13 protein-coding genes and 3 pseudogenes are annotated in these 20,589 nt (G+C 61.8%); 12 read left to right on the forward strand and 4 right to left on the reverse strand.

Annotated features, from left to right (window positions below):
- Positions 1-101 precede the first annotated feature (101 nt).
- The 6 genes and pseudogenes from dadA (at position 102) to M1B34_RS06650 (ending at position 6,232) form a co-directional block, all read left to right on the forward strand.
- Positions 102-1,403: a D-amino acid dehydrogenase gene (gene dadA / locus M1B34_RS06625; RefSeq protein WP_268264707.1), complete on the forward strand. Its 1,302-nt coding sequence runs from the start codon at positions 102-104 to the stop codon at positions 1,401-1,403.
- Positions 1,375-1,728, forward strand: coding sequence for a RidA family protein (locus tag M1B34_RS06630; protein WP_123327817.1), 354 nt, complete (start codon positions 1,375-1,377; stop codon positions 1,726-1,728). Before dadA ends, M1B34_RS06630 begins: the two co-directional genes overlap by 29 nt.
- 86 nt (positions 1,729-1,814) lie before the next feature.
- Positions 1,815-2,887, forward strand: a pseudogene (alr, locus tag M1B34_RS06635) (alanine racemase).
- Between the two features lie 129 nt (positions 2,888-3,016).
- Positions 3,017-3,565, forward strand: coding sequence for a cupin domain-containing protein (locus tag M1B34_RS06640; protein WP_123327815.1), 549 nt, complete (start codon positions 3,017-3,019; stop codon positions 3,563-3,565).
- Between the two features lie 182 nt (positions 3,566-3,747).
- Positions 3,748-4,161 (forward strand): c-type cytochrome, encoded by a 414-nt coding sequence (locus tag M1B34_RS06645; protein ID WP_268264742.1) that lies wholly within the window; start codon positions 3,748-3,750, stop codon positions 4,159-4,161.
- A 136-nt stretch (positions 4,162-4,297) separates the two neighbouring features.
- Positions 4,298-6,232, forward strand: coding sequence for an acetyl-CoA hydrolase/transferase C-terminal domain-containing protein (locus tag M1B34_RS06650; RefSeq protein ID WP_268264708.1), 1,935 nt, complete (start codon positions 4,298-4,300; stop codon positions 6,230-6,232).
- Positions 6,233-6,618: 386 nt separating this feature from the next.
- Here M1B34_RS06650 and M1B34_RS06655 read toward each other — a convergent pair whose 3' ends face one another.
- The gene (locus M1B34_RS06655) at positions 6,619-7,191 is read right to left on the reverse strand and encodes a xanthine phosphoribosyltransferase (RefSeq protein WP_123327812.1); all 573 of its coding nucleotides are present in this window, start codon (positions 7,189-7,191) and stop codon (positions 6,619-6,621) included.
- Positions 7,192-7,318: 127 nt separating this feature from the next.
- A complete protein-coding gene (gene rep / locus M1B34_RS06660; protein ID WP_123327811.1) occupies positions 7,319-9,328 on the reverse strand; it encodes a DNA helicase Rep in 2,010 nt (669 codons plus the stop codon).
- Positions 9,329-9,597: 269 nt separating this feature from the next.
- Here rep and M1B34_RS06665 point away from each other — a divergent pair, with 269 nt between their 5' ends.
- A complete protein-coding gene (locus M1B34_RS06665; protein ID WP_268264709.1) occupies positions 9,598-11,268 on the forward strand; it encodes a putative bifunctional diguanylate cyclase/phosphodiesterase in 1,671 nt (556 codons plus the stop codon).
- Here M1B34_RS06665 and M1B34_RS06670 read toward each other — a convergent pair.
- Positions 11,265-12,677 (reverse strand): NorM family multidrug efflux MATE transporter, encoded by a 1,413-nt coding sequence (locus M1B34_RS06670; RefSeq protein ID WP_268264710.1) that lies wholly within the window; start codon positions 12,675-12,677, stop codon positions 11,265-11,267. The two genes, M1B34_RS06665 and M1B34_RS06670, sit on opposite strands and share 4 nt — an antisense overlap.
- 151 nt (positions 12,678-12,828) lie before the next feature.
- Between M1B34_RS06670 and M1B34_RS06675 the strand changes: the two genes are divergently transcribed.
- The 3 genes and pseudogenes from M1B34_RS06675 (at position 12,829) to M1B34_RS06685 (ending at position 17,303) form a co-directional block, all read left to right on the forward strand.
- Positions 12,829-13,749: a LysR substrate-binding domain-containing protein gene (locus M1B34_RS06675; RefSeq protein WP_123327808.1), complete on the forward strand. Its 921-nt coding sequence runs from the start codon at positions 12,829-12,831 to the stop codon at positions 13,747-13,749.
- A gap of 191 nt (positions 13,750-13,940) precedes the next feature.
- Positions 13,941-15,917 (forward strand): methyl-accepting chemotaxis protein, encoded by a 1,977-nt coding sequence (locus M1B34_RS06680; protein ID WP_123327807.1) that lies wholly within the window; start codon positions 13,941-13,943, stop codon positions 15,915-15,917.
- Positions 15,918-16,089: 172 nt separating this feature from the next.
- Positions 16,090-17,303: pseudogene (locus M1B34_RS06685) on the forward strand (aldose 1-epimerase family protein).
- Positions 17,304-17,312: 9 nt separating this feature from the next.
- Here the strand turns inward: M1B34_RS06685 and M1B34_RS06690 are convergent.
- Positions 17,313-17,960: pseudogene (locus M1B34_RS06690) on the reverse strand (ATP-binding protein); the annotation flags it as partial.
- Positions 17,961-18,215: 255 nt separating this feature from the next.
- Between M1B34_RS06690 and M1B34_RS06695 the strand changes: the two are divergent.
- Positions 18,216-18,761: a TnsA endonuclease N-terminal domain-containing protein gene (locus M1B34_RS06695; RefSeq protein WP_145713560.1), complete on the forward strand. Its 546-nt coding sequence runs from the start codon at positions 18,216-18,218 to the stop codon at positions 18,759-18,761.
- Positions 18,758-20,557, forward strand: a complete 1,800-nt coding sequence (locus M1B34_RS06700; protein WP_341870540.1) for a Mu transposase C-terminal domain-containing protein — start codon at positions 18,758-18,760, stop codon at positions 20,555-20,557. Before M1B34_RS06695 ends, M1B34_RS06700 begins: the two co-directional genes overlap by 4 nt.
- Positions 20,558-20,589: the final 32 nt, after the last annotated feature.

Genomic DNA, 20,589 nt, shown 5'->3' on the forward strand with positions numbered 1-20,589 from the left:
CACTTATACAGTGAAATTCACTGGCTAATGTTTTTTACACTGCGCCCAACTTCGCTCTGAATTACAAACGTCAGCGGCTCGCCGCGATGAGGGATATGAAAATGCGCGTTCTGGTCTTGGGCAGCGGCGTTATCGGTACCACCAGTGCCTACTATCTGGCCCGTGCCGGTTTTGAAGTGACGGTGGTGGACCGCCAGCCGGCCGCCGCCATGGAAACCAGCTTCGCCAATGCCGGCCAGGTCTCGCCGGGCTATGCCTCGCCCTGGGCCGCACCGGGCGTGCCGCTCAAGGCCATCAAGTGGCTGCTGCAGCGCCACGCGCCCCTGGCGATCAAGGCCACGGCCAACATCGACCAGTACCTGTGGATGGCGCAGATGCTGCGCAACTGCACTGCCAGCCGCTACGCGGTGAACAAGGAGCGCATGGTGCGTCTGTCCGAGTACAGCCGCGACTGCCTCGACGAACTGCGGGCCGAAACCGGCATTGCCTATGAGGGCCGCAGCCTGGGCACCACCCAACTGTTCCGCACCCAGGCGCAACTCGACGGCGCGGCGAAGGACATCGCCGTGCTCAAGGAGTCGGGTGTGCCGTTCGAGTTACTGGACCGCGCCGGTATCGCCCGGGTGGAACCGGCCCTGGCCAACGTCACCGACATCCTCGCCGGTGCCCTGCGCCTGCCCAACGACCAGACCGGCGACTGCCAGATGTTCACCACACGCCTGGCGGACATGGCCAGCAAGCTGGGGGTTGAGTTCCGTTTCGGCCAGGACATACAGAGCCTCGACTTCGCCGGTGACCGCATCAATGGCGTGTGGATCGACGGCAAGCTGGAAACCGCCGACCGCTACGTGCTGGCCCTGGGCAGCTACTCGCCGCAACTGCTCAAGCCGCTGGGCATTCGCGCCCCGGTGTATCCGCTCAAGGGTTACTCCCTGACCGTGCCGATCACCGACCCGGCGATGGCCCCGACCTCGACCATTCTCGATGAGACCTACAAGGTCGCCATCACCCGTTTCGACAACCGCATCCGTGTTGGCGGCATGGCCGAAATCGCCGGTTTCGACCTGTCGTTGAACCCGCGCCGGCGGGAAACCCTGGAGATGATCGTCAACGATCTCTATCCTCGCGGCGGTGATCTTGCGCAGGCCAGTTTCTGGACCGGGCTGCGGCCGACCACGCCGGACGGCACCCCGATTGTCGGAGCCACGCCGTTGCGCAATCTCTTCTTGAACACAGGCCACGGCACCCTTGGCTGGACCATGGCATGCGGCTCCGGTCGCTTGCTGGCTGATTTGATGGCCAAGAAAAAGCCGCAGATCAGTGCCGAAGGCCTGGATATTTCTCGTTACGGTAACCCTCAGGAGTCAGCTAAACATGTCAATCCAGCGCCAGCTCACCAATGAGCGCATGAGCCAGATTGTTGTTCACAGCGGTACCGTGTACCTGGCCGGACAAGTCGGTGACGACCTGCAGGCCGGGGTCGAGCAACAGACCCGGGAAACCCTCGCCAATATCGAGCGTTTGCTGGACCTGGCCGGCACCGACAAGAGCAAGCTGCTGTCGGCGACCATCTACCTGAAAGACATCGATGCGCACTTCGAAGGCATGAACAGTGTCTGGGACCAGTGGTTGCCAAAAGGCGTTGCCCCGGCCCGGGCTGCCGTCGAAGCCAAGCTCTGCGAGCCGGAAATTCTCGTTGAAATATCGATAGTGGCTGCCCTGCCTTAACTGTCCCTCTCTCGGTGCTGGCGACGGTTGATGCCATCGTCCAGTGCCGGTTTTTCTTCCCCACGACCGCCTAGAAGTCTGCCGCCATGCGTCCTGCTCGTGCCCTGATCGACCTTCAAGCCCTGCGTCACAACTACCAACTGGCCCGTGAACTCTCGGGCGCGCGCGCCCTTGCGGTGATCAAGGCGACGCCTACGGCCATGGCGCGGTGCGCTGCGCCCAGGCCCTGGAAGCCGAGGCCGACGGTTTTGCCGTGGCCTGCATCGAAGAAGCCCTGGAGCTGCGGGCGGCCGGGGTCAAGGCGCCGGTGCTGTTGCTGGAAGGGTTTTTCGAGGCCGATGAACTGGCGCTGATCGTCGAGCATGATTTCTGGTTCGTGGTGCATTCGCTGTGGCAGCTGGAAGCCATCGAGCAGGCCCGCGTGGCCAAGCCGCTGACGGTCTGGCTCAAGCTCGACTCGGGCATGCACCGTGTTGGTCTGCACCCCAAGGATTACGCGGCGGCTTACCAGCGCCTGCAGGCCAGCGGCAAGGTGGCGAAGATCGTGCTTATGAGTCACTTCGCCCGGGCCGACGAACTGGAATGCCCGCGCAGTGCCGAGCAGGTGGCGGTGTTCGAAGCCGCGCGCCAGGGGCTGGGTGCCGAGGTCAGCCTGCGCAACTCGCCGGCCGTGCTGGGTTGGCCCAGTGTGCCGAGCGACTGGGTGCGCCCCGGGATCATGCTCTACGGCGCCACGCCGTTCGAGGAAGCCAATGCCCAGGCCGCGCGCCTGCAGCCGGTCATGACCCTGGAATCCAAAGTCATCTGCGTGCGTGAACTGCCGGCTGGCGAGCCGGTGGGTTACGGCGCCCGGTTCGTCACCCAGCGGCCCAGCCGCATCGGCGTGGTTGCCCTGGGTTATGCCGATGGCTATCCACGGCACGCACCCACCGGCACACCGGTGCTGGTGGCCGGGCAGCGCAGCCAGTTGCTGGGACGGGTGTCGATGGACATGCTGTGTGTCGACCTCACCGATGTGCCCCAGGCGGGCCTCGGTTCGACCGTGGAGTTGTGGGGCAAGAACATCCTGGCCAGCGACGTGGCGCAGGCCGCGCAAAGCATCCCTTATCAGATCTTCTGCAACCTGCGCCGGGTGCCGCTGATCTACTCCGGGAGCTGATGCGCCGGGGGGTGTACCGAAAGTCGCCTTGCGCAATGGGATTGGGCCCCAAGTGTTGTAAATACTGAACGCTGTCGCCATGATGACGCTCAATTACAACAACGCCTGATCCCCTAGGAGACTGCCGCATTGGACGTCGGTGAACGACTGCAATCCATCCGTAAACTGAAAGGTCTCTCCCAGCGTGAGCTCGCCAAACGTGCGGGCGTCACCAACAGCACCATTTCAATGATCGAGAAAAACAGTGTCAGCCCTTCGATCAGTTCGCTGAGAAAGGTTCTTGGCGGCATTCCCATGTCCATGGTCGAGTTCTTTTCCGAGGAAATCCTCCAGGAAAAGCCGACCCAGATCGTCTACAAAGCCAACGAGCTGATCGACATCTCCGACGGCGCCGTGACCATGAAACTGGTCGGCCGCGCCCACCCGAGCCGGGCCATCGCGTTCCTCAATGAGGTCTATCCGCCAGGCGCCGACACCGGCGAAGAGATGCTCACCCATGAGGGCGAAGAAACCGGCATCCTCGTCGAGGGCCGCCTGGAACTGGTGGTCGGGCTGGAAACATTTATCCTCGAAGCCGGCGATAGCTACTACTTTGAAAGTACGAAGCCGCACCGTTTCCGCAATCCTTTCGATGCTCCGGCGCGACTAATCAGCGCAGCTACACCGGCGAATTTTTAATAGAAGAGGCGTTCTGCACGGTTTGCAGCAGCGCCCGGATCGCCACCTCGCTCGCTTGAAGACCCCTTCGACTATAGGGTTGTTTCAGTGTGGCGGGCTAACCGTTATACTTGCGCCCGCCTGCGAAACCGTGGCCGCGGGCGTGACTAGCCACCATTGAGGGTGTACGCGTGAACCTAATTATGAAAATGCTGGCCGCACCAGCAACCGTATTGGCCCTATGGGCAGTCAGCGCTCAAGCTGCGACCAATGACGACATTGCCAAGCGCCTTGAGCCGGTCGGCCAAGTCTGTGTCCAGGGGCAGGAATGCAAGGGCATGGAAGTGGCCGCCAGCGTTGGTGGCGGTGGTGCCAAGACCCCGGACGAGGTCATTGCCAAGCACTGTAATGCCTGCCACGGCACCGGCCTGTTGGGTGCACCGAAAATTGGCGACACCGCAGCCTGGAAAGAGCGCGCCGATCACCAGGGCGGCCTCGACGGCATCCTGGCCAAGGCCATCACCGGCATCAACGCCATGCCGCCGAAAGGCACCTGCGCCGATTGCTCCGACGATGAGCTCAAAGGCGCCATCCAGAAAATGTCCGGCCTGAAATAAGCCGCCATTTCTCGCGAAAAAGCCGCTTGCGAGCGGCTTTTTTGTGCCTGGGATTTGGCCTCCCGGCTGTTCAATGCAGCAAAGTCCCGGCAAGCTCGGTCCAACCTCAATTCATGGAAGGTCCCAGGAGGGTCAGATGCTGCAGTCCTGTTCTATCGAGCATGCGGTTGATGAAGTGCTGGCGCGGCTGCCGGCGCACATTCACTTGGGCATGCCCCTGGGATTGGGCAAACCCAATGGTTTTGCCAATGCCTTGTATCAACGCATTGCCCAGTTGCCCGAACGCCAACTGACCATCTACACCGCGCTGTGCCTGGGACGCCCGCCCTTGGGCGACGGCTTGCAGCGACGCTTCCTTGAGCCCTTTATCGAGCGGGTGTTCGGTGACTACCCCGAGCTGGATTTCCTCGCCGACCTGCGCCGCGACAGCCTCCCCGCGAACGTCCATGTCCAGCAGTTCTTCATGCAGCCCGGCAGCTTGTTGCACAGCCGCTCGGCGCAGGAAGACTACGTCAGCAGCAACTACAGCCACGCTGCCCGGGACATCAATGCGGCGGGCCTGAACCTGGTGGCCCAGTTGCTTGCCCGCGACCCCCAGGACCCGCAGCGCCTGAGCCTGAGCTGCAACCCGGACATCACCCTCGACCTGCTGCCGATGATCGCCAAGCGCCGGGCCGCCGGTGAAACCATCCTGCTCCTGGGCCAGGTCCACCCAGGGCTGCCCTACATGCCGGGCGATGCCGAAATCGACGCCGAGGCGTTCGACCTGCTGCTGGACGAGGACGAGCAGCGCACGTTGTTTTCCACGCCCAACATGCCGGTGGGGCTGCAGGATCATTGCATCGGCCTGCATGCCAGCACCCTGGTCCGCGATGGCGGGACCTTGCAGATTGGCATCGGCTCCATGGGCGACGGGCTGACCGCAGCATTGCTGGCGCGACAGGCCGACAACCCGGGGTATCAGGCGCTGCTGGCGGACCTGGGTAGCCCGTATTGGACGCCGCTGATCGAGGCGCAAGGCGGCGTCGAACCCTTTGCCCAAGGCTTGTATGGCTGCAGTGAAATGTTCGTCAACGGCCTGCTGGTGCTGGCCGACGCGGGTATTGTGCGGCGTAAGGTCTACCCGACGCTGGAGTTGCAACAACAGGCCAACGCCGGGACCCTGGACGAGTCCCAGGCCCAGGGCGGCGTCTCGGTGCACGGCGGTTTTTTCCTCGGCCCGCGCAGTTTCTATCAGCGTTTGCGCGAGCTGTCCCAGGAGCAGTTGGCGCATTTCAATATGACCGCCATCAGTTACATCAACGAGCTGTACGGCGAGGAAGCGCTCAAGCGTGCGCAACGCCGTGATGCGCGTTTTATCAACAGTGCATTCACCATGACCCTGATGGGCGCCGGTGTGGCCGACCAGTTGGAAGATGGCCGGGTGCTCAGCGGCGTGGGCGGGCAATACAACTTCGTTGCCCAGGCCCATGCGCTGGAAGGCGGGCGCTCCATATTGATCCTGCGCAGCTGGCGCGAAGCGGGCGGCGAGGTGAACTCCAACATCGTCTGGGAGTACGGCCACTGCACCATCCCTCGGCACCTGCGGGACATTGTGGTCACCGAGTACGGCATCGCCGACCTGCGTGGCAAAACCGACGCTGCGGTGATCGAGGCCTTGCTCAATATCAGCGATTCACGCTTCCAGCCCGGCCTGATCGAACAGGCGCAGAAGGCCGGCAAGCTGGCGAAGGATTTCCGCCTGGATCCGCGTTTTGCCGACAACAGCCCGCAGCGTCTGCTGGCCATCCAGGCGCGCCATCCTCAGTTGTTTCCGGAGTATCCGCTGGGCAGTGATTTCAGCGCAGAAGAGCGGGACCTGTTGCGGGCGCTGAACTGGCTGAAGAGCAAGTTCAAGCTCAGCGAGATTCTGGAGCTGGGCAAGGCCGCCCTCGATGCCCCGGAGCCCCAGGCGTTTCCCGAGCATTTGCAGCGGATGCAGTTGGCCAGCCCGGAAGGCTTGAAAGAGGATCTGTACCAGCGCCTGCTGCTCGCCGGGCTACAAGCGACCACCGCGGCAAGCCCGGGGTAAGCCTGCCGCTCCGTCTGAAACCGCCATCGCCGGCAAGCCGGCTCCTACCGGTGTGGGGCGTGCGGGTTTTTTGTAGGCGCTGGCTTGCCAGCGATAAGGCCCTCAAGCCTGTCGCTCCATCCGAAATCGCTATCGCCGGCAAGCCGGCTCCTACAGGTGCGCGGCGTGCGGTTTTTTGTAGGCGCTGGCTTGCCAACGATAAGGCCTGCAAGCCTGCCGCTCCATCCGAAACCGCTATCGCCGGCAAGCCGGCTCCTACAGGTGCGGGGCGTGCGGGTTTCTTGTAGGAGCTGGCTTGCCAGCGATAAGGCCCGCAAACCCGCCGCTCCATCTGAAACCGCCATCGCCGGCAAGCCGGTTCCTACAGGCTTGATACAGGGCATCGATTACTCGATGAAGGTGACCACGCCGCCAGCCAGGGATTTGACCCGGGCCAGGGATTCCACGCGGTAACCCTGGGCGTCCAGTTCGGCGCGGCCGCCCTGGAACGACTTCTCGATCACGATGCCCAGGCCCGCCACGGTGGCGCCAGCTTGCTTGATGATCGAGATCAGCGCCTGGGACGCCTTGCCATTGGCCAGGAAGTCGTCGATGACCAACACCCGGTCGCTGCTGGTCAGGTGCCGTGGGGAAATGGCCACGGTGCTTTCCACTTGCTTGGTGAAGGAGTACACGCTGGCCGATAGCAGGTTCTCGGTCAGGGTCAGGGACTGGTGCTTGCGGGCGAAGATCACCGGCACGCCCAGGTTCAGGCCGGTCATGATCGCCGGCGCAATGCCCGAGGCTTCGATGGTGACGATCTTGGTAACCCCGGAATCCTTGAACAGCGTGGCGAATTCGTCGCCGATCAGCTTCATCAACTGCGGGTCGATCTGATGGTTCAGAAAGGCATCGACCTTCAGGACTTGATCGGAAAGCACGATGCCTTCTTCGCGAATTTTCTTGTGCAGTGCTTCCACGGAACATCCTCAAGTAGCTATGGCCTCCTGTAGAAGCGGGCTTGCCCACGATGCGTTTGGCGGCCTTGGCGCCTCATCGCGGGTTTGCCCGCTCCCACAGGGGTGATTGTTTAAAAAGTAGTCAATTCTAGCGTTTTAACATGGCGCGTATATCTGCCAGCGCGGTGTTGCCGCGAACGGCTTTGACCTCGGTCGGCGTGTCGTCGGTGCCTTCCCACGCCAAATCGTCGGGCGGCAACTCATCGAGAAAGCGGCTGGGCGCGCAGTCGATGATTTCCCCGTACTGCTTGCGCTTGGCCGCAAAGGTAAAGGCCAGGGTCTGACGCGCACGGGTAATACCCACGTAAGCCAGGCGCCGTTCTTCCTCGATGGTGTCGGCTTCGATGCTGGAGCGGTGCGGGAGGATTTCCTCTTCCATGCCCATGATGAACACATAGGGGAACTCCAGGCCCTTGGACGCATGCAAGGTCATCATCTGCACGCCTTCGGCACCGTCTTCCTCTTCCTGCTGGCGCTCCAGCATGTCGCGCAGCACCAGCTTGCCGATCGCGTCTTCGACGGTCATCTCGCCGTCTTCGTCTTTTTCCAGGGTGTTCTTCAGCGCTTCGATCAGGAACCAGACGTTGCCCATGCGGTAATCCGCGGCCTTGTCGCTGGAGCTATTGGTGCGCAGCCAGTTTTCATAGTCGATGTCCATGACCATGCTGCGCAGGGCGCTGATCGGGTCTTCTCCGGCGCACTGCTCGCGCACCTTGTCCATAAAGCGCTTGAAGCGCGCCAGGCGATCGGTGAAGCGCGTATCGAGGTGTTCGCCCAGGCCGATTTCGTCGGTGGCGGCGTACATCGAAATCTTGCGCTCGGTGGCGTAGTTGCCGAGTTTTTCCAGGGTCGTGGAGCCGATTTCCCGGCGCGGCACGTTGATCACCCGGAGGAAGGCGTTGTCGTCGTCCGGGTTCACGATCAGGCGGAAGTAGGCCATCAGGTCTTTCACTTCCTGACGTCCGAAGAAGCTGTTGCCCCCCGACAGGCGATAGGGAATCTGATGATGCTGCAGCTTCAGCTCGATCAGCTTGGCCTGGTAGTTGCCGCGATAGAGGATCGCGAAATCGCTGTAGGGGCGGTCGGTGCGCAAGTGCAGGCTGAGGATTTCCATGGCCACGCGCTCGGCTTCGGCGTCTTCGTTGCGGCAGCGGATTACCCGGATCTCGTCACCGTGGCCCATCTCGCTCCACAGTTGTTTTTCGAATTCGTGGGGGTTGTTGGAAATCAGCACGTTGGCGCAGCGCAGGATGCGGCTGGTAGAGCGGTAGTTCTGCTCCAGCATCACCACTTTCAGGGACGGGTAGTCGACCTTGAGCAGCATCAGGTTTTCCGGCCGGGCACCGCGCCAGGCGTAGATCGACTGGTCGTCGTCGCCCACCACGGTGAACTGGTTGCGCTTGCCGATCAGCAACTTCACCAGCAGGTACTGGCTGGCGTTGGTGTCCTGGTATTCGTCCACCAGCAGGTAGCGCACCTTGTTCTGCCACTTTTCCAGGATGTCGGCGTGGTCCTGGAACAGCTTCACCGGCAGCAGGATCAGGTCGTCGAAGTCCACCGCGTTGAACGCCTTGAGCGTGCGCTGGTAGTGGGTGTAGACGATGGCGGCGGTCTGTTCCTTGGGGTTGCGCGCGGCTTCCAGGGCTTCGGCGGGCAGGATCAGGTCGTTTTTCCAGGCGCCGATCATGTTCTTGATCTCGTCGACGCCATCGTCGCCTGCATACTCCTTCTGCATGATGTCGGTCATCAAGGCCTTGACGTCGGTCTCGTCGAAGATCGAGAAGCCCGGCTTGTAGCCCAGCCGCACATGCTCCTTGCGGATGATGTTCAGGCCCAGATTGTGGAAGGTGCACACGGTCAGGCCACGGCCTTCTCCACCCTTGAGCAGGGTGCCGACCCGTTCCTTCATCTCCCGCGCGGCCTTGTTGGTAAACGTCATAGCGACGATGTACTGGGCGCGGATACCGCAGTTCTGGATCAGGTGGGCAATCTTGCGGGTAATCACGCTGGTCTTGCCGGAGCCAGCACCGGCGAGCACCAAAAGAGGGCCGCCGACATAGTTCACGGCTTCTTGCTGCCGGGGATTGAGTCGGGACATGACGGTCAGGGGAGTCGGTTACGAAATGGGCGGGCATTTTAACAGGCTGGGCGGATTCTGCTGCCTCTCTCCGACTTGTGACGCAAGACGCTATCTAAATTTGCCGGTTTTGATACTTTCCCGCAGGATGCGCGCTGAATATGCGTCTAATGTTCGAGTTAGAGCGTCGGAAGAAACTGCGTTTGATAATCAATATCATCTGTTATTGTTTATTCGCATCCCCACTAATGCCCACCGCCACCTTCTTTTGCAGAGTCTAGGGAGCTAGCTTGTCCAAGCCTGTCGAACCCTTGCGTTTGCTGCTACTGGCCGAAGAGCCAGCGTGGGCAGCGTTGTTGCGTGAGTGTCTCGCTCCATTGGGAGACTCGGTTGTACTGATCAGCGCCCCCACCTGGGACTCTGTCAGCCGTCTGTTCGATGACGACCGCAATGCGGTGCTGTTGAGCGTTCCCCACCTGCAACCGCAGCCGGGTCGTTGCAGCCTGCCCACCGTGTTGCTGCTGGATCAGGAGCCGCCGGCGGCCCCTGTGGGTGCGAGCGACTGGCTGGTGCGCGATGTATTGAATGTGGATACCTTGCGCCGTTGCCTGCGCCATGTGCGCGAGCGCGGCGTGCTGGAAAACACCCTGCAGCGCCTGGCCGAACAGGACCCGTTGACCGGCATCGCCAACCGCCAGGGCTTCCAGACCCTGCTGGCAGCGCGCCTGGCGGAAAACGAGGGGCGCGGCCTGGCCCTGGGTCACCTGGACCTGGATAACTTTCGCCACGCCAACGATGCCCTCGGCCACCAGGCCGGCGACCGGCTGATCCTGCAAGTGGTGTCGCGGCTCAAGAGCCAGCTCGAGGCCGGCGACCAGTTGGCGCGGCTGGGCAGCGATGAGTTCGCCTTGCTGATCGACACCCGCCGAGCCCCGCAGCGGGCCGAGTGGATGGCCGAGCGCATCACCGAAGTCATGGCCGAGCCCTACTGGGTCGATGGCGAGAGCCTGTTGATCGGTTGCAGCCTGGGCGTGGCTCACGCCCGGGCCAATGCCGGTGCGGACCCGCTGATGTGGCACGCCCACATCGCCATGCAGCAAGCCAAGAGCACCCAGGGCTGCACCTTTCATATCTTCAACGAGCGCATCAACCGCAATGCCCGCAGTCTTGCCGACCTGGAAAGCGAGCTGCGCCGGGCCCTGCGGCGTGATGAGCTGGAGCTGCATTACCAGCCGCGCCTGAACCTGCACGACGGGCAGATCGTCGGCCTCGAGGCCCTGGTGCGCTGGCGCCATGGCGAGCGGGGGCTGTTGCCGCCCAGCGAGTTCGTGCCCCTAGCCGAGCAGAGCGGGTTGATCGTGCCCTTGGGCTACTGGGTGATATCGCGTGCCCTGCGGGATATGCAGGCCCTGCGTGAGCGCGGCCTGCCGCCCCTGCACATGGCGGTCAACCTGTCGTTTCGCCAGTTCCAGGACAGCCAGCTGCTCTCCACCCTGAGCCGGCTGATTGCCGAGCGTGGGGTCGAGGCGCAGTGGCTGGAATTCGAACTGACCGAGACCGCCGTGATGCGTCGCAGCGACCTGGTGAAACAGACCATGGATGCGCTGGGACGCCTGGGCGTGCGCTTCTCCCTGGATGATTTCGGCACCGGCTTCTCGTCCTTCGTTCACCTCAACAGCCTGCCGATCGCCTTGCTCAAGGTCGACAAAAGCTTTGTCGGCGGCATGGAGCAACGCGAAGAGAACCGCAAACTGGTGCACGCAATGATCAACCTGGCCCACAACCTCAACCTGGAGGTGGTGGCCGAGGGCGTGGAAACCCCTGAGCAACTGGCGCTGCTGCGCGGCTTTGGGTGTGACCAGGCCCAGGGCTACCTGATCAGCAAACCCTTGCCCCTCGCCGAACTGGTGGATTACCTGACCTTCGGCGCCCAGCAGCAAACCGTTTTGGGTGCGGTCTAGGCCGACAGGTCAGCCACGCCTTGAGCGTTGGCCCGGAGGGACTCGGGCTGGCGTTTGACCATGCGCTTCATCCGCCACTCGAAGGCCAGCGTCAGGCTGATGGCGGCACACGCCAACCCCAGCGCCAACCCCCACCACACCCCCGTCGGTCCCCAACCCAGGGTGAACGCCATCAGCCACGCTGCAGGCGCCCCGATCAGCCAATAGCAACCCAGCCCCACCAGGAACGTGGTCTTGGCGTCTTTGAGCCCGCGAATCGCGCCCATGGCGATGGTCTGGGTGCCGTCGAACAGTTCGAACCAAGCCGCCACCGCCAGCAGGCTCACCGCCAGGTTGATCACGTCGCGGAACGCCGGGTCGTCATGGTCGAGAAACAGCCCGATCAACTGCTGGGGCAACAGCCAGAACACCAGGGCGAAGCCGAGCATGGCCACGGCACCGAAGGCGATCCCCACACGCCCGGCCAGGCGCGCCGACAGTAATTGTCCGGCGCCGTAGTGCTGGCCGATGCGCATGGTGATGGCGTAGGAAATGCCGGCGGGCACCATAAACGCCACCGAGACGATCTGCAGGGCGATCTGGTGCGCGGCCAACTGGGTGCTGCCCATGGTGCCCATGCACAGGGCGGCGAAGGCGAACAGCCCGACTTCCACCGCGTAGGTGCCGCCAATCGGCAGGCCCAGGCGCCACAGTTCCTTCAAGTACTGCCGGTTGAGTCGCAGCAGCCCCTGGCGCAGCGGGTAGGCGGCGTAGGCCGGGTGCCGGTGGATGTGCCAGGCCAGGGCCAGGGCCATGCAGTTGGCCACGATGGCGGTGACCAGGCCGATGCCCATCAGCCCCAGTTTCGGTAGGCCGAACATGCCGGTGATCAAGGCGTAGTTGAGCAGGAAGTTGGCCACGGTGCCCGCCAGGCTGATGACCATCACCGGCGTGGCGCGGCCAATGGCGCTGGTGAAACCGCGCAAGGCCATAAAGCTCAGGTAGCCGGGCAGGGCGAAGGGCAGGATCAGCAGGAACTCGCCCGCGGCGTCGACGTTGTCGGGCGTTTGGCCGAACAGCAGCAAGACCGGCTTGAGGTTCCACAGTAACAACCCGGCCACCAGGGCCATCAGCCACGCCAGCCAGAGCCCGGCCTGGGTCAGGCGGGCCGCGCCCGGGATGTCCCCGGCGCCTTGGCGGATGGCAACCAGGGTGCCGACCGCGGCGATCACGCCGATGCAGAAAATCGATACGAAGGAGTAGCTGGCCGCCCCCAGGCCGCCGCCGGCCAGGGCTTGCGGACTGAGCCGGGCCATCATCAGGGTGTCGGTGAGGACCATCAGCATGTGCGCCAACTGCGAGGCGATCAACGGCCCGGCCAGCCGCAGGATGGCCCCGAGTTCAATACGTGCTGGATGCTGCTTGGTCATCAGGCTTGGTAGCTCGAAGAGGGGGGAGAGCGCTGATTTTCGGCGCTCTGGGGTGGATGCACAAAGGGATAAAAACGATTGCTCGCATGATTAAAACTCATGCAAAGCGCTTTCTGGTAGGTTAGCCCTCTCGCGTTATCGGAGTGCCGTGATGTCCCGCCGTCTTCCCCCGCTCTACGCCTTGCGTGCCTTTGAAGCCGCGTCCCGACACAGCTCGTTCACCCGGGCGGCCGAGGAGTTGTCGATCACCCAGAGCGCGGTCAGCCGGCATATCCGCACCCTGGAGGAGCACTTCGCCTGCCGGCTGTTCCTGCGCAGCGGGCGCAACCTGCAACTCACCGAGGCCGCGCGCCTGCTGCTGCCGGGGATTCGTGAGGGCTTCGGCGCCCTGGAACGCGCCTGCAATACCTTGCGCGCTGAAGATGACATCTTGCGCATGAAGGCCCCTTCGACCCTGACCATGCGTTGGTTGCTGGCGCGCCTGAGCCGCTTCCGCCACTTGCAGCCTGGCAATGAGGTGCAGTTGACCAGCGCCTGGATGGACGTGGACGCCGTGGACTTCAACCAAGAGCCGTTCGATTGCGCGGTGCTGCTGAGCAATGGTCATTTCCCCCCGGATTGGGAGGCCAGTTACCTGTTCCCGGAGTTACTGATCCCGGTGGGCGCACCGAATCTGCTCAACGATCAGCCCTGGGACGTGGAGCGCTTGGCCGCCACCGAGTTGTTGCACCCCACCCCCGACCGTCGCGACTGGCGCAGTTGGCTGGAGCGCATGGGTTTGTCCGAGCGGGTTTCCCTCAAAGGCGGGCAGGTGTTCGACACCCTGGAGCTGGGGATGATTGCCGCCGCGCGGGGGTACGGCGTGTCCATGGGGGATTTGCTCATGGTGGCCGAGGACGTGGCCCAGGGTCGCCTCAGCCTGCCTTGGCCCACCGCGGTGGCCAGCGGCGAGAATTATTACCTGGTTTGGCCGAAAACCCGGCCTGGAGGTGAACGTTTGCGCCGCCTCAGCGATTTTCTCCAGAACGAGGTAAAAGCCATGCAATTGCCCGTTGTAGAGCGGTTGGGCTGAATCGATGAAGCGTCCGTGTGCTCGGCGTTGCAAGATACCTGTCCAGATTGCTCAAGTATTCAAGCTTGCCGCCGAACTCTAGGGAAAGTGGAACCTCCGTTCTGGAAGGTTCGAGCCTTTCTTCCTACTAAAAAATGTTGCCGAGCCGATGACGCGATCAGGACGATCCGGTTGCTTGGCCAGGAGCCGTCATGCCTCAACCTCGTGCCCGGATCGCCTCGCAGCTGGGTCTTGCCCTTGCTGTGATACTGGCGGTCGTGATCAGCGGCAGCGCCCTGTTTGCCCTGCGCTCCCTGGATTCCGCCAACCTCGATACCCGGGAAGAACACCTGGCCAGTGAGGCCCGTTTGCTGGCCGACCAGCTCAACACCTTTCACGGCACCCTGCGCGAAAGCACCCAGCGCCTCAGCGGCCTGTTTGAAAAGCGTTTCAGCGGTGGCTTGAGCGTGCACCCGGATGAACCCGTGACTGTGGCCGGCACCCCGACCCCAGGGTTGCACTTGGGCAACGAAGTGTTGAACAACAACTTCAAGGAAGTTGACGAGTTCAAACAGATGACTGCCGGCGTGGCGACCCTGTTTGTGCGCAGCGGCGAGGACTTCATCCGGGTCAGCACTTCCCTGAGCAAGCAGGACGGCACCCGTGCCATCGGCACGTTGCTGGACCATGCCCACCCGGCTTATCAGAAACTCATGGCGGGCCAGAGTTATGTCGGCCGCGCCTTGCTGTTCGAACGGTCCTACATGACCCAGTACACACCGGTGCGCGACAGCAGCGGGCGAGTGATTGCGGTGCTGTTCGTGGGGTTCGACTATACCGACGCGCAAAACGCCCAGTTCGCCAACCTCAAGCGCTTCCGTATCGGTCACACCGGCTCCCTGGCGCTGCTGGACGAGCAAAAGAAATGGCTGGTGCCGCCCGCGGGCGTGCAGGACCTGGAACAGGCGCTGCCGACCATGCTTGAGCTGGCGCAGACGCCAGGCCAGGGCCGCTTCTGGAGCGACAAGTCCGAGGACTTCTACAGCCTTGCAGTGCCGTTCGAAGGCGGCCCGTGGTCGGTCGTGGCGAGCATGCCCAAGGCGGAAATCCGTGCCGTGACCTGGAGCGTCGGCATTCGCCTGGTCATTGGCAGCCTGTTGGCGATGTTGCTGGCAGTGGGGGCAACGGTCTGGCTGTTGCGCAGCAAGCTGGCGCCCCTGGGTGACCTGGTGCGCCAGGCCGAGGCGTTGGGCGCGGGAGACCTGAGCGTGCGCCTGAAAGTCGCCAGCCACGACGAGATCGGTCAGTTGGCCCGCAGCTTCAACCAGATGGGCGAAGCGCTGTCGACCATGGTCGAGCACATTCGCCAGGCGGCCCAGGACGTCAATGGTCGGGCCCAGGCGTTGTCCGGCTTGTCCGGCGGGGCCTACGAAGGCATGGAACAGCAGTCCGGGGAAATCACCAGCATGGCGGGCGCGGTCGAGGAGTTCAGCGCCACGTCGCTGAACATCGCCGACAACATGGGCAACACCGAGCGCCTGGCCCAGGAGAATGCGCAGCAAACCCGCATTGGCCGGACCTCCATGGAAGAGGCGTCGGCCTCCCTGGAACAGATCGCCGGGGCCCTGAACAGCACCGCGACGGTGATCAATACTCTGGGGCAACGTTCCCAGGAAATCGGCGGCATTGTTGGGGTGATTACCGCGATTGCCGACCAAACCAACCTGCTGGCCCTCAACGCCGCCATTGAAGCCGCCCGTGCCGGCGAGCAAGGTCGGGGTTTTGCGGTGGTGGCCGATGAGGTGCGCAACCTGGCCTCGCGGACCCGCGAGGCGACCGATGAAATCTCGCAGATGATCAACAGCATCCAGCAGGAAACCGGTAACGCCATCAGCACCATGGAGCAGGGCAAGCGGTTGATGCAGGAAGGCCTGTCGCGCAACGCCGACGTGGCTTCGGCGCTGGCACAGATCGACGAGCAAAGCCGTTCCGCGGGCCAGCAGTTCGCTGCCATCACCACGGCCACCCAGGAGCAGAGCAGCACCGCCACCTTGCTCAGCAGCAACCTGCAGAGCATCGCCCTGGCCAACAGCGAGCAGCGCGAAGTGGTGTCGAACCTGGCCGTCACCGCCAAAGAGCTGGAGAAGCTCGCGGCGGACCTGCGCCACGAAGTCGATCGCTTTCGCTGAGCCCCCAGTCTGACCGTCCACCCCACGCCTGCACCGAGAGGGACAGGCGTCGGCGGTGCGGCGGTCAGCGCCTCCCCGTGTCGTGCTGGTCTTGGAGTGCTGTTCTTTTAGCTTGCTGAAACGTTTCATCAGCGCTATAAAAATTGCACAACTCCAAGAAAGGCACCCGTTCATGACTCCGCTCAAACTGCTTGTCACCCTTGGCGCCCTGAGCGCTGCTTCCCATGCCATGGCCTGGGACTACGTGCTGCTGGACAGCGACAAGGCCCCGCAAAACCTGCACATCACCAGCGAACAACTGGGGGTCAAGACCGCCCAGCCGTTCTCCGTGACCCTGCGCACCCTCCACGGCGGCCGCAGGAAGGGGTGAGCATTGTCGACATCGACAATGGCGCCATGAAGCTGTCTGTGGTCCCAACCCGGGGTATGAACGTGCTCCAGGCGTCGGTTGGCGATATCCGCCTGGGCTGGGATTCGCCGGTCAAGGAAGTGGTCAACCCGGCTTTTATCGAGCTCAACGGCCGGGGCGGCCTGGGTTGGCTGGAAGGTTTCAACGAACTGGTGACCCGTTGCGGTTACGAGTGGGTCGGCCACCCGGGCATGGACAACGGCGAGCTGCTGACCCTGCATGGTCGGGCGGCGAACATTCCGGCCAGCAAGGTCACCCTGCACATCGATGAAAAGCCGCCCTATGCCATCACCCTGCGCGGCGAGCTCAAGGAGCAGGCGTTCAAGAAGGTGGACTTCTCGGTGGCCACCGAACTGGTCACCGAGCCGGGCAGCGTCAGTTTCAGCCTCAACGACACCCTGACCAACAACGGCGACTACCCCAAGGAATACCAGGCGCTTTACCACAGCAACTTCAGCACCCCGTTCCTCGAACAAGGGGCGAAGTTTGCCGCGCCGGTGAAGCAGGTCTCGCCATTCAACGACAAGGCCAAGGCTGACCTGGGAGATTGGCAGACCTACCGCGGGCCGACCCGTGACTACGACGAAACCGTCTACAACGTGGTGCCGTACGCCGATGCCAAGGGTCAGACCCTGGCCGTGCTGCACAACAAGGCGGGCAGCCTGGGCGTGTCCCTGGGTTTCAACACCCTGCAGTTGCCGGTGTTCTCCCTGTGGAAAAACACCGACACCCAAGGCCAGGGCTACGTCACGGGGCTGGAGCCGGGCACCAGCTTTTCCTACAACCGCCGTTATCAGCGGCCGCTGAACCTGGTGCCGACCATTGGTGCCAAGGAGCAGCGCCAGTTCCAGATCCGCTACAGCCTGCTGGCGGACAAAGGGGCTGTGGATAAGGCACTCAGCCAAGTCAGCCAGATCCAGGATGGTCGTCAGACTGAAGTCCGTCCTACGCCTCTGGTCGACTTGACCCAGGAGTGATCGCCGCGCTCAAGAGCCCGGGCGGTATTGCAGGGCTTCGGCCAAGTGCTGGCGGCTGATCGCCTCGGCTTGCTCCAGGTCCGCCAGGGTTCGGGCGACCTTGAGCAAGCGATGGGCAGCACGCAGCGACAGGGCCAGGCGCTCGCAGGCGCTTTCCAGCCAGTGCTCGTCAGTGCGGGATAACCGGCAGTGGCACCTGAGTTGGTGCAGGTCGAGAAAGGCATTGGCGCAGCCCTGGCGTTGCAGTTGTGTGTTCCGTGCCCGGGCCACCTGGGCGGCGGCCTCGGCACTGTCGGCGCCGGGCCGGTCAGGTGGGTTGAGCGCAGTGGCTTCCCGGGCCACGGTCAGGTGCAGGTCGATGCGATCCAGCAGGGGCCCGGAAAGCTTGTTGCGATAACGCTGGACCTGTTCCGGGGTGCAGCGACAGCGCCCGCTGGGTTCACCCAGGTAGCCGCAAGGGCAGGGGTTCATCGCGGCCACCAATTGAAAGCGTGCAGGAAACTGCACCCGATCGCGGGCGCGGGCAATGACAATCTGCCCCGATTCCATGGGCTCCCGTAAAACCTCCAGCACCTTACGATCGAACTCGGGCAACTCATCGAGAAACAGCACACCGTTGTGGGCCAGGGTGATTTCACCGGGCTGGGGTTTTGAGCCGCTGTCGCTTTTCGAAATAGATGCGAAAGCGTTAATCTAGAGCCAGCGAAACACCGTTCACAGCTGCTCCAATAGATGCGAAAAAATTTCAAAATAGCTGCGACAGGATTGAGAATGAATGGAAATAGATGCGACCGGCCTAGACAGGTCCGAAAGATCAAATCGACTTGGCGCAGTGTTTCAGGTTTTCTGCCGTTCCGAGGCGTTGGAGGCATTCCGTTTGAGTCGCTGTTGGAGCGAGATTTCCTCAAGCGCATGAGGTTCAACTACCGGGTGGAGACGGTGATCGCGCAGCCGGTGACAGTCGATTTCATCGATCCATCGGGGCGTGCTAATACCTACACACCAGATTTTCTCGTCTATTACCACCAAGGTAATGTCGTTCCTGAGCAATACATCAGACCGATGCTCGTCGAGGTGAAGCCCGCTTACGAGTGGCGAAACAATTGGCGTGCCTGGCGTGGGAAATGGAAGGCTGCACGTCGATATGCGCAGCAGGAAGGTTGGACGTTCAGCATCTATGACGAGTCCAGGATCCGGGGTCAGGCTCTGGAGAACATCGTGTTCCTCGAGCGTTTTGAGCGATATACCTTCGATCAGGAAGACATCGACATGGTGCTCAACACCATCAGAGGCATGGAAGTGGCCCCGGTCCACTACCTGCTCGCCCGTCACTTCAATGGCATCTACAGAGGGCGTGGGGTTTCATTGCTCTGGCACTTGATTGCTGTTGGCTTGGTCCAGTGCGACATCAACGAGCCGCTGAACGAATACCTTGAACTGTGGGTGGTCACGCCATGAACATTTACGAGGTTGATTCCGAGGAACATCTCCAGCCGTTCGAGCCGTCCAGAGCACGGGTACCGATCGAGGTCGGTGCAATGGTTCGTCGGGAAAAGGAAGCATTCCGCATCGTTCAGATTCTGGATTTCCAGACCGTGATTGGTCTTGAGGTCGAAACTGGCAAGTGCGCATCACTGCGAGTGCCCGATCTCAAGGCTATCGAGCCAGACAAACTTGAGGGCCTGTACGTCAACTACGATGTCTCGACGATCAGTTCTGACGACTGGGCAATCGCTCAGCAGCGTTTCTCCGCGATCAAACCTTTCATCAATGACTCGATCATCAAGCGTGACAGCGTGGAAACGCGCGCGAAGGAAGTTGGCGTCGACACTGCAACGCTTTATCGGTGGTTGGAGCGCTATCGCAACTGGCATGAGGTGCTGGCGCTGGTGCCCCGCAAAAGAGGTTGGAAAGCAGGCAGTAGCCGCTTGACGATTCAGGCCGATAAGCTCATCAGCAATGTGATTGATGAGTTCTATCTGACCCCCAATCGCAAGTCTGTCCAGTCCACCATCAAAGAGATTGAGGAGCGCGCAAAAAGTATGGGGATTGAGCCCCCTGGCGCGTCGGCTGTCCGGGCAAGGATCAAAAACATCCCGGAGAAAATTGTTTTGCGCCGGCGTGGGTATGCAGATAGGGCTCGTAACCGTCACACGCCTTCGGTAGGGCAGTTTCCTGGTGCGGACTATCCGCTGGCGATCGTGCAGATCGACCATACCCCGATTGACCTGATCATTGTGGATGATTGTCATCGCAAACCTATCGGTCGACTGTGGCTGACGCTGGCGATCGATGTGTACTCCCGGATGATTACCGGATACTACCTGGCCTTGGAGGACCCTTCGGCGATATCCGTAGGTATGTGTTTGGCGCACTCTTTCCTGCCGAAAGAGAATTGGCTTTTACTACATAGAGTAGAGGGTGACTGGCCTGTCTGGGGGTTCCCGCGCGTAGTTCATTCTGACAACGGAGCCGACTTCAAAGCTGAAGACATCCGGCGCTCATGCTCGAACTACAATATCGAGAACAATTTCCGCCCCAAGAAAAATCCGAAATATGGCGGCCATATCGAGCGACTGCTCGGTACCTTCATGAAGATGCTGCATGAGCTGCCTGGCACTACGTTCGGCAATATCACTGATCGTGATGGATACGACTCAGACAAGCATTCCGCTTTGACAATGGATGAATTCGAGCGTTGGTTGGTGATGACCATCATCCTATACCACAACGAAAACCATTCTGCGCTGTACATGAGTCCATCTCGGAAATGGCATCTCGGCTTCTTCGGTAACCGTGAGTTGGACCCTTTGGTGTGCATTCCGCCGAGACCTAACGATCCGCATACACTGCAGTTGGATTTCATGCCGCACTACGAACGGACCGTGCAGACCTATGGGGTGCAGATCGACGTCTTTTATTACTCTGATGCGCTGCGGCATTGGATCAATACCAAAGATCCAGAGACCGGGCTGGCGCGGAAATTTGTCTTCAGGCGCGATCCGAGAGATATCAGCGTGATCTGGTTCTATGACCCGGTGCTCAAGCAATATTTCCGGGTGCCTGTGGCCAACCAGGCGTTCCCTGCTGCTACTGTCTGGGAATATCGCGCAGCTAAGCAGCAGGCGGTTGAAGAGGGGCGTAAGCACATCGACGACGCCCTCATTAGCAGGATTATTATTGAACGCCGGGCGCTGGTAGACGAGGCGGTCTCAACCACTAAAAAAGACCCGGCGTGCTGCTCAGAAATATAAAGTGCACAGCAAAAACAAAACGCCTGCACAGC

Source organism: Pseudomonas morbosilactucae (assembly GCF_023241715.1).
Lineage (GTDB): Bacteria > Pseudomonadota > Gammaproteobacteria > Pseudomonadales > Pseudomonadaceae > Aquipseudomonas > Aquipseudomonas morbosilactucae.